Origin of the sequence: Corynebacterium sp. EPI-003-04-2554_SCH2473622, assembly GCF_001665955.1 — a bacterium.
Taxonomy (GTDB): domain Bacteria; phylum Actinomycetota; class Actinomycetes; order Mycobacteriales; family Mycobacteriaceae; genus Corynebacterium; species Corynebacterium pseudodiphtheriticum.
Map to the genome: position 1 here is coordinate 1 of NZ_LZMN01000030.1, position 13,595 is coordinate 13,595.

General features: G+C 58.7%; 12 protein-coding genes. 9 read left to right on the top strand and 3 right to left on the bottom strand.

Annotated elements, in window-relative coordinates; genetic code table 11:
* Both A5774_RS11450 and A5774_RS11175 read left to right on the top strand, forming a co-directional pair.
* Positions 1-181: hypothetical protein (locus tag A5774_RS11450; protein ID WP_197490233.1), on the top strand; the 181-nt coding region annotated here is incomplete at its 5' end.
* Positions 178-1,098 (top strand): IS3 family transposase, encoded by a 921-nt coding sequence (locus tag A5774_RS11175; protein ID WP_064833203.1) that lies wholly within the window; start codon positions 178-180, stop codon positions 1,096-1,098. The genes A5774_RS11450 and A5774_RS11175, both read left to right, overlap by 4 nt.
* On the opposite strand, the gene A5774_RS10820 is transcribed toward A5774_RS11175, so the two are convergent.
* Both A5774_RS10820 and A5774_RS02405 read right to left on the bottom strand, forming a co-directional pair.
* Positions 991-1,686, bottom strand: coding sequence for a peptidoglycan recognition family protein (locus A5774_RS10820; RefSeq protein WP_082936066.1), 696 nt, complete (start codon positions 1,684-1,686; stop codon positions 991-993). The two genes, A5774_RS11175 and A5774_RS10820, sit on opposite strands and share 108 nt — an antisense overlap.
* An 11-nt stretch (positions 1,687-1,697) precedes the next feature.
* Positions 1,698-2,192 carry a holin family protein gene (locus A5774_RS02405; protein WP_064833205.1) on the bottom strand — a complete coding sequence of 165 codons (495 nt, stop codon included), beginning with the start codon at positions 2,190-2,192 and terminating at the stop codon, positions 1,698-1,700.
* A 559-nt stretch (positions 2,193-2,751) separates the two neighbouring features.
* Here A5774_RS02405 and A5774_RS11455 point away from each other — a divergent pair.
* A complete protein-coding gene (locus A5774_RS11455) occupies positions 2,752-3,066 on the top strand; it encodes a hypothetical protein (RefSeq protein ID WP_187114733.1) in 315 nt (104 codons plus the stop codon).
* 218 nt (positions 3,067-3,284) lie between these two features.
* Here the strand turns inward: A5774_RS11455 and A5774_RS02415 are convergent, their stop codons facing one another.
* The gene (locus A5774_RS02415; RefSeq protein ID WP_064833206.1) at positions 3,285-3,488 is read right to left on the bottom strand and encodes a hypothetical protein; all 204 of its coding nucleotides are present in this window, start codon (positions 3,486-3,488) and stop codon (positions 3,285-3,287) included.
* Positions 3,489-4,029: 541 nt separating this feature from the next.
* Between A5774_RS02415 and A5774_RS02425 the strand changes: the two genes are divergently transcribed.
* The 6 genes from A5774_RS02425 (at position 4,030) to A5774_RS02450 (ending at position 13,595) form a co-directional block, all read left to right on the top strand.
* The gene (locus A5774_RS02425; protein ID WP_064833208.1) at positions 4,030-5,721 is read left to right on the top strand and encodes a hypothetical protein; all 1,692 of its coding nucleotides are present in this window, start codon (positions 4,030-4,032) and stop codon (positions 5,719-5,721) included.
* Between the two features lie 62 nt (positions 5,722-5,783).
* A complete protein-coding gene (locus A5774_RS02430) occupies positions 5,784-7,325 on the top strand; it encodes a YcaO-like family protein (RefSeq protein WP_187114735.1) in 1,542 nt (513 codons plus the stop codon).
* A 41-nt stretch (positions 7,326-7,366) separates the two neighbouring features.
* The gene (locus A5774_RS02435) at positions 7,367-8,866 is read left to right on the top strand and encodes a nitroreductase family protein (protein ID WP_197490229.1); all 1,500 of its coding nucleotides are present in this window, start codon (positions 7,367-7,369) and stop codon (positions 8,864-8,866) included.
* Positions 8,863-11,457 (top strand): lantibiotic dehydratase, encoded by a 2,595-nt coding sequence (locus A5774_RS02440; protein ID WP_064833211.1) that lies wholly within the window; start codon positions 8,863-8,865, stop codon positions 11,455-11,457. Before A5774_RS02435 ends, A5774_RS02440 begins: the two co-directional genes overlap by 4 nt.
* Positions 11,450-12,511: a lantibiotic dehydratase C-terminal domain-containing protein gene (locus tag A5774_RS02445; protein WP_064833212.1), complete on the top strand. Its 1,062-nt coding sequence runs from the start codon at positions 11,450-11,452 to the stop codon at positions 12,509-12,511. Before A5774_RS02440 ends, A5774_RS02445 begins: the two co-directional genes overlap by 8 nt.
* On the top strand, positions 12,504-13,595 hold the full coding sequence (locus tag A5774_RS02450) for a hypothetical protein (RefSeq protein ID WP_064833213.1): 1,092 nt from the start codon (positions 12,504-12,506) through the stop codon (positions 13,593-13,595). The genes A5774_RS02445 and A5774_RS02450 overlap by 8 nt, the downstream gene beginning before the upstream one ends.

Genomic DNA, 13,595 nt, shown 5'->3' on the forward strand with positions numbered 1-13,595 from the left:
CAGGCAATACGACCGTCGCGGCGAGCAGCTTGTGTCCACTGCCGAGCCGTTGCCCGAAGACCTCGTGGCAGAGGTAGCCAAGCTTCGGCGTGAGAATCAAGAGCTTCGCGACACCAACGAGCTGTTAAAGGCCGCGTCGGCTTTTTTCGCATCGGAACTCGACCCAAAACGTCGGAAATGATCCAGTTCATCGATAAACACCGGAATCATTTCACCGTCGAGTTCATCTGCACGACGTTAAACACACACCGTGTTGGCGGTTTCCTTACCTCTCGTGGGTACCGCCAATCTAAGGCTCGGGGATTAAGTGTCCGTAGCCTTCGCGACGCCGCCCTAGTAGAGCGCATTACCGAAGTTCATAAACAAAACTACGGTGTCTACGGGATTCGCAAAATGTGGCACGCGCTGCGCCGTGAAGGAATCGACATTGGACGTGAACAGACCGCGCGTCTGATGCGCCTTGCAGGTGTGTCTGGCAAAGGTAAAGGCCGTTCTCCTGTGACGACACATAAGCCCAAGAGGCCCGACACTCGCCCCGACTTGGTGGGTCGTGAGTTTCGAGCCTGTGGGCCTAATCGGTTATGGGTGGCAGACATTACCTATGTGCGCACCAGAAAAGGGTTTGTGTACGCCGCCTTCGTGACTGATGTGTTCTCCCGGAGGATCGTCGGCTGGGCGTTGTCTGACTCGATGCGCACCGAAGCGTTGCCGTTGCAAGCACTCAATCAAGCCATTGTGTGCGCCAAGAAGACCACCGGTCTAGTTCACCACTCGGATCACGGCTCGCAATATGTGAGCATTATCTACAATGAGCGTCTTGCTGAGCATGGAATTATCGCCTCGACCGGTACTGTTGGTGACTCTTATGACAATGCACGGGCTGAAAACGTCAACGGTTCCTACAAAAACGAGCTGATTCATACCAGGTTGTGGACCGACGTGGTTGATGTTGAGATTGCCACGTTTGAGTGGGTGAATTCGTGGAACGAGTCAAGGCTCCACCAGAGCCTGGGCTACCGCACGCCGGCTGAAGTAGAAGCCGAATTTTGGGAACACCACCCCAGCCGAGAAATAATGGAAATCAAGGCACAAGCCTAGGAGCAAAACCCAGGACACTTCAAGGGCATCAATATCCACCGACGGCTTGGGCGCAGGCGTAGCCGAGGCGGGTGTAGTGCCGCTCATCTGGTCATACCAATACTGAGCACGAGCCATATACTTGCTGTTTTGGCTGCCTGCGATTTCACCTGGGCAGGAGGTTGCGGCGAAGTTTTTGTGTCCGAACACGTTCTTACCCCACTCGGGGCGACCCAGCTTGTAATACCGGCACAGGGCTGCAACCAAGTGAGCTCCGTTTTCGAGCGTAGCCTCGCTGATTGTCCAGGGATAGCCTGTGTGATTGTTGGCGTGCTCGATGCCAATGCTGGTGGTGTTGGCTTCCCAGTTCCCGGCATGCCAGGCGGTGTCCTTGTCCCACACCAACTGGCCGATAAGACCGGCGGCGTCTACTTGGTAGTGGGCGGAAGCTTCACGTGTCTGCCAGGTGTTCCAGCAGTCTTTGATAGTGAGGTTGCCGGCGTTGTGATGCAACACAATCTTCGTGATGCTCTTGCCGCTGCGGCCTTGCGTGTAGTGCTTGTTCATCAGCAGGTTTTCATCTGCTTGTAGTTCATTCCAATTCTTCATGGGTGTTCCTTTCACTTGAGGTTGGTGGTTTCTCGGGGTACTGGGAGCGGCAGCGTCGGCTGAGCCTCAGGAGGGCGGGCATCGCTATCGGCCGGTAGGGGCGTGGATTCGTCGTGTTTGGCGAGGGCAGTCAATGTGTCGCGTAGTTGAGCTGGTACGGGTAGTCCGAGTCTGGTGGTGTTTTCTAGGAGGGAGATGCCTTCGTTGGAGAGGTAGAAGAAGATGGTCGCGGTACGTAGCACCGTCCCGGCACCGAGCACGTAGACGTCGAGCAGGTTTGCGAGACCGATGAGGGTGAAGATGAGGATTTTGCGGGCGATGCCTTTGAACCCGACCGAACTCGACAGCTGCTTCTCGCTGATGGCGGCTAAGACGCCGGTGAGATAGTCAGCAGCGACGAAGCCAATGAGGGCGTAGAGGAAACCATCAAGACCGCCGAGGAACCAGCCGAGGAATCCTCCTAGGGCGGTGAATGTGCCTTGAAACAAAAACCAGAGCGTTTTCATGAATGTGTCCTTTCAGGTGTTTTGGGTATGAAAAAGGCACCCACCATCAGGCGGATGCCATCAAAAGGGATAAATTAAGGAGCCTATCGGCTCGTGAGTTCGGTGAGTGTGGAGTCTGCCGTGCCGGGGCTGGTCAAATAGTCAAGGAGTGTTTCGGCAACAGCGGGAGCAGATACGATCTCGGCGTTTAAGATGAGTGAGCCGGTTTGCATCTGCGGCAAGGGTGGCTGTTCGACATTGTTATCAGCAGGCAGGACGGCGGGGATCTCATCAATGCCGGGTGGTGTTTGTACGTCTATACATCACTCAGGGTGCGTGTTTTATCCAGTTGGAGCGCCGTATGAAGCCGCCCAATCGGAGGATAATCCCAAGCTATCAGGCCACTGGGCAAATTTAGGAGTTATATTCCTAAATCTCACCCCCACTCAATCACAATAAGCGTAAAATGCTCCTTTTGGGACTTTAACTCAGGGCCTTCCAATGACCGTTGCGGTTGGCTCCTATGCGAACGAGCTTGCCTTCTTGCTTCGTGCTGGAGACGATACGCTCGGTCTGACGTGTGCTTGCCCAGCTCAGATGCCATTTGTTTGATGGTCATACTCGGGTTTTCACGCACGAGCAAAAGCAGCCGCTCAAGCATGGCTTCAGCTTCGTTCGTTATACCGACATTTATACCTTTGTTTATGCCGACATTATTTTCGAAAGCAAGTGCGTCATCAAGTGGCTGGGAGATCATGCCGAGCATGAATTAGATAAAGTGCGTGCTATCTCCTTTCTCATCGGAGTTGGCAAGCACGTTGTAGTATTCTTTCTGTCGCTCCTTGACCAGCGTCTCGACGGGCAACCATGCAAAGAGAGGATTCCATCTGCTTAGAATGAAGCGGGTGGCACGATCCAGGCCAGCAATAATATGTTTACGTGCGTTATTTCGGCAGACTTCTAAATGTACCCAGCCGGTGAACACGTCCGTGAGTGAGAGAGTACGAGCATACTCGCCTTTAAATAGTTGGCCCGCAATGAGCAACCGTGTCGATCTCGAAAAACCCAGGCTCGGCCTCAACCTCGGCGCTAGTGGTACGGATCTGGATCGAGTTACGGAGCAAAGCCCCGGGTTTCGTTGTTGATATCCCCTTTCAGTTCGAGTTTCTCCCGCTCGTTCTTCAAATAACAATCGATCGTGGCGCCACTCATTGCCAGCACCTCTGTTTTGGTGTCGGACGTGTAATGATCCTTACCCTCGATTAGCTCCCCGTGATGTTCAGGCGCCTCAATCCACTCCTCCAGGTTTGATATCATATATTTCCCGCATGGCATACCCTCTAAGTGCTACAAGCGAACCAAGAGGTGTTTGGATTCGGCAGAGTATGTCGTTGGTTTGATTCTGCGCTGATCCAAGCGTAACACTTTCGGATTTCCAATCGTCTCGTCCATTAAATACTGCCTGGCCGAGGAGGGAGACAATCCCATAATCTCGCAAAACCTATCCAGGACTGCGGATTTCTCTTTCTTCGAGCCTACCCGATACGCCGCCCTCAGCTTCTTCGTCACTTCCACACGCGCCATACGCGAAATCACACCCTCATTCATACCCCTGATTATCCCGAACGTATTCGCTCTCAAAATACGTGAGGAACCACAACCCGTTCGCGCTCATTTTCCATAAGGTACGTCGAGCCCTTGCAGCTCAGTGGTCACTACGCTACAGTGGTTTCCGCTCGTGTTCCTCACTGGGCTACCTCAGCCCACAGCGATATGAGGAGCAGTGGATACAATCAAACATAGTCATCACTTAAACCGACTGGACTCAATTCTTAAGCCAACTTTACTCTGAAAGATAATGATGATGCGAGATTCTGATCGCCCTTGGCTTAGACGAGACACCATCTTCGCCTCGGCACCCGGGGGAGTGCTTATCTCCAATGCGACGACGGGTTGTGAGATCGCCGGTGAGTCCGCTTATGAGCTCTTCAGCCGTGTTTTCCCGCTCTTTAACGGTCAAGCGACGGTAGGCGAGATCAAGGGTGCGGTCGCCGAACGCAACTGGAAACTGATTGAGGCAATCGCGGCTCCGCTTGAAGAGAAGGGTTTCCTGCGATGGATTCCCGAATCCGACTATGAGCTTCTCGACAACGAGAAACGGGAAAAGTACGCGGACCAGATCGCCTTCCTAGCACAATTCACCGATGCTCCGCACGAGGCATTTCTGGCGTTCAATCAGGCGCAGATTTTAGTAGTTGGCAGCGACGAGGTCGCTGACTCGTTGCAGGCCAACCTGATCGATAACGGTGCGGAATTGGTGACGTCCGCCGAGTCGTTCGCCGTCGATCAGTTCGAAGAGCTCGCGCCCGACCTTACGGTGTTGGGTCCCACGGCGCTTAGCGGGATCGACCACCTCCGCAAGGCAGGAGTCCCCTTCCTAGGGGTGTGCCCGGCAGGAGACTACTTGTGGGCGCTACCAGTTGGGTGGATCGAAGGCAGTGCGAGCTGGCATTCAGCAGACAGCTCTCTGCGGCGGGGCTCCATGGGCAAAGAGTGGGCCGAGGCTATTGAGCAGGCTCAGGCCGGGCAGCCCCAGTGGACCTCGGCAACGTCCTCGCAGGCAGTCCAGCGCCTTTTTGGTGCACTCTTGGCCTACGAGGTATTCAAGGGTATTACGGGCGCCATCACACCAGAGACCAGCGAAAAGATTCTCGCGTTCAACGCGTTGACGGGCGCCACATCGACACATCCGATGACTCCGATCTACTCAGAGGTGTCGCGCGAAGTGCACGCTCAACTAGCCGGGGCACATCCGGAGGACGCCGGTAGCGAGACCCCGGCGAGCATCCACGTCTCACATGCGGATGAGTACGACGACGTGTGGGCGCCTTTGGTGGATAGGTTCACTATGCCCGCGTACGACTTCGATGATCTCGATATCGATCAGGTGCCTGTCAAGGTCTCGTTGGTGGAAACGGCAACAGGCAAGGTTTTCGCGGCGAGCCCGTGGACCACGGCCGATGCCCGGATTGAAGCGCTCGCACGCGCCTATGGGCAGTCGCTTAGCTGGCACTGCACGTGGGCGTCAGACGCGCCGCGCGTGGTCGGCATCGGCACTACCCGAGCCGACGCGATTCGGCGCGGCGTCGAAGCAACAGTTCGCAGGGAAATGCTTTCCGGATCGGGGCTGACGGAGCCCGTGCAGAGCGTCCTCGGCGGTCGGCTAGGCACATTCGTCTCCGACGTCGCTGAAGGATCACTGGAGTTTTTCGCCCACGATCCATTAGCCGGCCAACACGTGGCGATCGCGTGCTGCGATGAGTACAGGGCGGTGGGCGCTGGAAGCAGCCAGGAAGAGGCGCAGGCGCGCGCGGCGATCGAAATTCTCGGGCGGCGCCAGGTGGGCCTCGTCGATACGGGTGATGCCCAGCCCATCGGCGGAGAGGTAGCACTCTCAACCGCCCGCATCGGGCAGTGGCACGTGGCGGTTGTCGCTCCGGCTGGCTCTCGGGCGTGCGCTGACGATTCAGCTCTCGAGGCTGTGCGATGACAGACACGATTCAGGGGTGGCGGCACGCAGTACTCCCAGGCAGTGACACGTGCATACGTTGCATGGCCGAGCAGATAGCAATGACGGACCGCTTCTTCATGCGGACGGGCCGGCAGCTCATAGCTACGTCACCGCGGCACGACAATCCCTTCTTCAAGGGCTGCGTGGAAGCCGGAGGCCGCCTGGGGTTAGCGCATGGCATCTCGATCGACCGCGCGAGCCTTCAGGTGAGGAGTGCCGCGACGGTATGCCGCCACGTTCGATCCGAGAAGATGACCACCGAGGCAGACGGCTACCGTGCCCGCACCCTCTCAAGCTACTTCCACGTTGCCCCGGTGGAGCGGTACGTGAGCCCGGTCCACGCAGTCATAGGTGCGGAGATCGATTTTGACGTCACCGGACTCGTCACGGCAAAGGCGTCAGGCTTTCTGATTCTCTACGTGGGAGACGACTACTACACCCGGCCGTGGGGCGGACATTGCGGCAAGCTGTCGGACGCGCTCTATTTGGGCGTGCTCGAAGGAGTTGAGCGCCTGAGCGGGGAGGCCGATCACGATGCGCAGGTCGCCGTGCAACCTCCAGTCAATACAAGGCTGATCGACCTCGACGCGTTTGGAGTGCCACGCGATTGCTGGAAAATCCCTCACCCGAAGGTCGGCGCATGGGTCAAGGCGAGTGTGATTACTTCGGGCCCAGACGGCGCTTTCTTGCTGGGGGAGACGGTGATGATCCCCGAACGTCTCGCATATTACCGCGCCGCACACGACCACGAGCCGTGGGTCCAGGACTCCTCGAACGGATGCGCCGTTGGTGGATCAGACGAGGAAGCGATTCTCTTCGGAATGCTGGAGGCAATTGAACGCGACGCGTTCATGATCGCATGGTACGGAAACCTTGACCTATCCCCGATCGACCCAGCGAGCATTCACGACGAAGAATCCTGTGCGTACCTTCGCCGAATGGACCTGTGCGGGGTCGACGTCATCTTCCTCGACGCGACGGTCGGCGTCGGCGTCCCTACGGTGATCGCTGTGTGTGCCGAGCCCTCCGGCGCTACTTGCGTGGGCGCCGGCGCGCACCCCGATCCAGAGCGCGCGTTGAAAAGTGCCCTCGTGGAGATCGCGTCGGACTTTCAGGTGGTCTCCGAACATGGGAAGGATCGCGCCGCAGAGATCGAGTGGATGCTCAACGACTTCTCACTCGTGCGAGCGATGGAGGATCACGCGGACCTGTTCGCGCTTCCCCAGACGCGCCAGTACATTGACCACTGGCTGCATCCGATCCGCAGCCACGTGACGCTAGATTCATTGCGCCGAGCTCCCGAGGCTGGATTGAGCGTGTGCGACGATCTGGCTACGACGCTGCACAGTTGCCGTGACGCCGGTTTCGAACCGTTGGCAGTCGATATGCGTTCCCAGATCGCGAACCGTATGGGACTAGCGTGTTGGAAGGTCGTCGTCCCCGGCCTCATCCCAATAGATTTTGGTTCCTATCAGCGGGCCGTGCACATGCCACGCCTAGCTAAGCGAGTAGCCGCCGTTACCGGCGCGCCCGCCTCGCCCGCATCGTTCGTTGCGAACCCCGTACCCCACCCCTTTCCGTAGGAGCGAAAATGTCTCAGTGGTGTGAACCCGGAACAGCGGCCGTGGCGTATGCGGATCTCATCTACCACCGCGTCCGCGACGGAATGCTGATTAATGACTGGACAGTGGACTGGTCAAAGGAACCGTTGACGCATTCATTCTATCCGGAGGCGGCTGCAATTAATCTCCCTCTTCCCGGGGAGGGCGCCGATGTTTTTCGTGGCGTTGCAGGAAACGCCCCAGAATTCCTCGCATCGCTATTGCATATCAGTTACGGAATCACCGGAGTGCGCCTCGCAATCAACCGCAACGATCACATGCCGGTGTACCGCAACGCCGAATACGCGAAGTGGGGCCGCACCACCGCGTCTGGCGGGGGACGGTACTGCGTGGATTTCTATCTGGTCGACAGCGGAATAGGGCACGACCAGCTCGATGCGGGGATGTACCACTACACACCACTTCGCCACGCTTGGGAACTTCTTACCGCGGGCGACTTCACCGGCCGGGTCGCCCGCGCCCAGGGATATGCCCGCGCCGCCGATCGTTACCTCATCATGACGATCAACTACTGGCGCAGCGGATTCAAGTACAACGATTTCGCCTATCAGGCGACGGCGATGGACGTCGGGACAGTCATGGCGACTATGGCTGAAGCGGCCGGTGACAGGCTGGCCTCGAGCTGGGACATGTGGGTCAACGAAGATCAGCTTGCACCCTTGCTGGGCCTCGATCAAACCAAGGACGGTATCTACGCCGTCCAAGCGTGGGGAAACGAGCGTGACGTAAACGCCGGCTGCGAACCTGACGTCGCTGCCTTTCCCGGAAGGGTGACCTCCAACTACCCGGGCACGATTGATTTCACGACGACGATCGCCCTGCAAAACGACATGATGGGCTTTCCGCAGCGGCCCGCAGAGCTTCTTCCTAACGCCGTGTCGGACGAAAGCCCGAACGGCATCGCCGGAAACTGGTGGAGCGACCTCATGCGCCGCCAGTCGAGCTTCGGACGCTTCACGGGGCGGGGCTTTGGCAAAGAAGATTTGCTTGGCCTGCTATCGCGTGCCGATCGCGTGAGCGCCCTCGTTGCTCCGCCTTCGTCAGTCGTGTGGGAATACTTGGTGTATGTGGCGCGAGTCGACGACGTCGAACCCGGGCTCTACCGCTACCGGCCTTTTTCTGGCGATCTTGAGCTCGTCAGCACAGAGGACCAGAGCGAGTTCCTTGCCAGCACCTACTTCCTGAAGAACTACGACGGAAAGAAGGCTGCCGCAACCGTCATCCCGTGCGCGAACGTGTACGAGTGCGCACGCAAGTGGGGTGTTCGCGGATACCGCTTGGTCAACGCGGTGATTGGTGCGGCGTGCCAAGCGCTATCGGTTGAGGCTGCCCGGCGCGGCCTCGGTTCCGGAACGGCTCTGGGGTTCGACGCCGAAGCCCATGCGGACCATGCGGGCCTCGACAAAGAATCCATGACGCCCATGCTCATGATCATGACCGGCGTCGACGACCCTCTATCAGGGCAGTTCCACTCCAATGCGACGGCGCGGAGGTTGGTATGAGCGTTCTCGATCCCTACTGTCAGGTGCGCATTGGGGGGCTGGACTATAGCCACGCTTCTGAGCTGCTGGACCCCACACTGGCCGACCATGTTTCGCAGGTGCGTGAGGCGTACGCACGGCTGCAAGCCCATGCCGAGGACATCAGCGATCTCCTTTACCCCCTCATCGGAGGCGCGGAGGCAAGCACGAAGACGGGTCTTATCAACGTCCGCCGTCACCTGTATAACGGGAACTATGCGCAGGCGTGGGAGCGCCTCGAGGAACTGGACGAGACCTCGCGGGAATCGGTTCGCGACGCCTTGGGATCCTTCGCTACCGACCTGCAGACCTTCATCACTGGGCTCGACTATGTGCGGAACCACTTTGACGATGCGCTCGCCGCGGAGCGCGAGAAGCTCGTGGCACACGTCGCCAACCCCCTCTTCATGGCGGGTATCGCGGTGTCATCCCCGTCGCTCGTTCCGGCCCTCCTCCGCCTAACATCGCACGTAAACAAGGGAAAGGTCGACAAGAAGGACAGGAAGGCTGAACGGTCTTTGCAGTCTTACGTGTTACGCGCCGCCACCAAGACGAGCCCCTTCTCAACGCTCGGCCCCATCGCTATCGGGTATACCCGGCAGGCTGAGGTAGAGCAGTCGCACCGAAGCGTCTCCTTGCCGTCGCTCTACCCGGTGGTTCGCGCCCTGCACGCGCTCGCGGAAGATCCTAAGAATTTGGCAGGCTTTGAGGTGCGGGTATCCGACTATGTTCGGGGCACTGATGGCGTCGTCTCCGTGGATCGCACCCAGTGGGACTTCAAGGACGCCTCGACCCGCACCGACTACGCGAAGCCAACCGAATCCAACGTGATAATCAACCAGCGGCCACTCGTTGACGCGGTGTATCAGATCCTTGGCGGCGCTCTGATGACGTTCGGCGAGCTCAATGACGAGCTATCGCGACAGAGCGGAATCCCTCCCGAGACGACGCTCGAGCTCCTCGCCGACCTCATGAGGCTCGGGTACCTTCATGTTCCTGCGCTAAGTATCCACCCGCACGACGCGCCACGGATAGATGGCATCGTGGATGAAGTTCGCCAGGCACACCCCGAATTGGGCTGTCTCATTGCGCAGTTCGTGGAAAGATCGCGCTCCTTTAGCCGACTTGAGGATCCTCAGATGCGCCAACGCGAGATAGGCGATATCCAAGAGCTCGTCGCTAGCATCTACTCGCTTGCGGGCGTCGACGGCGATATGCCCCGCTCGGTCCTCTATGAGGACGTCGTCGCCGGCGGATTCACAGGAAGCGAGCTTGCCCAACTCGAGCTGTCTGACTCAGAGGTCAGCGAGATCTTCTTGCTTCTCGACCTCCAGGACGATTCTCACGTGAAGTCAGCCCTCATGGAGGGGTACTTCGATAGTCGGCAGCGTCTGGAGATTCCCGCCACCGACTTCATCGGCGGGTTCATCGACGAGCTTTTCGATTCTTTCGAGGCGTACGATCTGGGCGGCATCGCAGACGATGACCTCCCTGACGATCCATGGCTTCGCTGGGGTGAGGCGTGGCGCTGGGTGCTCGCGCGGCGTCGTTTCGTCGATCACCTGAGTCGTTACGTCGCCACACACCCGCGGGGGAGCCGCGCCGCGAATCTATCTGATGCGGGCGAGGTTAATATTTCCGAGGCTCTCGCCCAGGCCGCAGCCATTCTTCAGCGGCCCCAGCACGCGTTCCGGCACGCCAATACTCTTATTCAGTTCGACGGCGAGGCGGGGAGCGTCATTCTCAACGACGCGTTCGGGGGAATCGGCTTCCAGATCTCGCGATTTACGCATCTCCTTGATGAACCAGCTCACGAGTATCTCGCCGACGTCGAGCGGCTGGCGAAGAGTAAAGGTGTGCGGTTGGTCGAGCTCAGCGGCGGCGCACTGTTTTCAAACTTGAATCTTCATGAGCCGCTCTTCTCGACCAGCTTGGTGCTCTCTGGGGAGCCGGTCTCGTCACGCGACGTGCCCGCGATCCGGCTCGAGGACCTCGTGGTCACCAAACGAAACGGCGTACTCGTGCTCACCGACGGCCGCGAGGATATCCATCCCGTGTATGCCGGATACCTCGTTCCGGCTGCCACTCCGCGCCGCAGCCAAGTGGTGAGCCTCTTCGCGCCTTCAGCGCAGATCAGTCGAAAACTCACCAGCCTTGTGACGGCGACGCCGGACATCGAGACCATCGCAGTGTTTCCGCGGCTCACGCTCGGACGCATTGTGGTGGCGCGGGCGCGCGCGATCATGGCTGCCGATGCGCTACCTACAGACAGCCCGTTAGAGGCTGACGGCTATCTCGCTTGGCTGAGGTTCTGGGCAGATAACGGATTGCCGGAACGGTGCTTCGTCAAGATTATCGATGAAGCCGTTCAGGCCGAGAAGCCGAGCTACTTTGACATACGTTCTGTGATCTCGTGTTCGACACTCCTCAACGACGTCAAGAATGCGGAGGGCAAGGCGTACGTGGAGGTCGCAGAAGTCCTTCCCGCATCACCCACGGCGACCCATGACGGGAGATCGGTTGTCAACGAATACATGCTCGGAATCAGTCTGATGGGAGGAAGCGATGCCTGACACCATGGTCATCCCCGAGGTATTGGCGGACGAGGCTGAACTTCGCGCGACCCACGTGTGGCGTGCCTACCACATCTTCTATGGCGGAAATCCGCTGATCGTCTTGCGTGAATGCATCCTTCCCCTAGCAGAGGACCTGCAGAGGGAAGGCGTCATCCTGGACTACTTCTTCATCAACTACTGGCTCGAAGGCTCCCACGTCCGCCTGAGGCTGCGTGTTCGCCCCGAAAGGGTCGAGGAACTTGACGCTCGAGTTCTCGAGAGGGTCAGGCAGTATCTCGCCGCCTCGCCGTCGTATCACCCCATGGCAGAACTAGCCGACAACAACTTCTACGAGAGCCTGTTCGCCGGAGAGTTTACCGACGCCGATCGTCCGAAGTATTTCGATGCGAACGGCGATCCGATGTTCGCCGAGAATAACTCGATTGAGATCCGCGAGTATGAGCCCGAATGGCTGCGCTATGGCGGGGAAGTCGGAATGCTCATCTCCGAGCGCCAGTTCGTGGAGTCGACCCAACTCATGGTTCGTCTTATGCACCTGGGGAATCTGGGCGTGCGCACCATTCTGCTCGGGATCGCAAGCCAAATCTCGTTCATCACGGCCGTGTGCTTACTGCAAGACGCGGACCTTGTTGAAGATTTTTTCGTCGCCTATCACCACAGGTGGGCTGACGGATATGACACGAATCCGGCGTACGGCACGGAGGAGGGGCGGCGCCAGCACCAGGTGACCGTCGAGAACCTCAGGAAGAAGATCGTACCTCGCGCCGATGCGATTCGGCGCGGCGACGTCGGCGACCTCCCGCAGATCCTGCGCGACTGGGTTCAGGTATGCCTCAAGGTCCGATTCCAGATCGAGCAGGCGTGCGAGCACTCCGCGCTTCGGTTTAAATACGACGACGGCGTGCGAAGCGTCACCAACGTCGATGATGCGGCGTGGTCCCTGTGCCACTCATACATCCATATGACGAACAACCGAATGATGGTTTCCGTTGCCGACGAGGCGTTCCTTGCCTATCAGCTTGTCGAGGCCATGAGGGGGAGCGATGACTAAGAGGGGCATTGACTGGGTGCCGCGGCTCAATCCGCTCCTTCGCGTTGGGCCTCCGCGGTGGAACGGCACGGCGATTGTGACGGACATCGGGATAGACGGCGAAGAGCGGCTGATCGAAATCGGGCTCGCCGAACGTTGCGTGCTCGACGAAGTGGACGGCAGCAGGGATGTCAGCACTATCGCCTCCGAGCTCTCCGCCAAGGGAATGCCCGTGGATACAACACGGATCGTGGGTGTGCTGAATCGCTTCGCATACGTCGGGGCAGTCGAACGCCCCTTCTCGATGAAAGCGGGACTTGCGGATATCGATTGGGCGGCCAACGAGGGCCAGCGGGTGCGGCCAGACCAGATAGCGGGTGCCGCAGATTCGGGGGCGGGTCTTGGCCTGTGGCGCAAGCTGACGTTCTTGGCCCGTCCAGTCGTTTTTGGGATCTTGGTTGTTGCCGGAATTGCCGGTGCTGCGTTCCTCTCTATTAACCTTTCAGATGCCCTCGCTACCGTCTTAGACGCCACGGTCTGGCAGGCGATTCTTGCGGGTGTTGCGGCTGTGGTGTGGACGGGTGCCGTGACGATGCTACATGAAAGCGGGCACGGCGCGCTGTTCCATCACGAGTCAACAAGGTCTCCGTTCCTTGCGCTCACGAGGTTCGGATTGATTCTCATGCCGAACACGCACATGCCAGGATTCTCGCTGCTTGGCGCTCGCGAGAGGGCACGAGTTCTCGCCGCGGGACCGCTGGTCTCAATGGTCTTCGCAGCATTGCCGGTCGTGCTCTTTGTGACGGTTGACGAACCACAGGTTCGGATCATTGCGGCGATGTGTATGTGCTGTGATACTCTCATTATTGCCCTCGGGATCTCTCCCTTCCCCAACACTGATGCGACGCGGCTTATCGAAGCATGGGTCGGCGTCGATCAACTCCAGGCGGTCGCCTTCCGGACCTTGGTCGGAAAATACAGCCTGCCGGCGGGTCTTCCTCTGCGCAGCAAGGTCGCGATCCGCCTCTATCCGGTCTTACTGCTGGTCACGATAGCTCTGTGGCTTGCAGTAATCGTGTGGGCCGCCCGGCTCATACTGAACTAG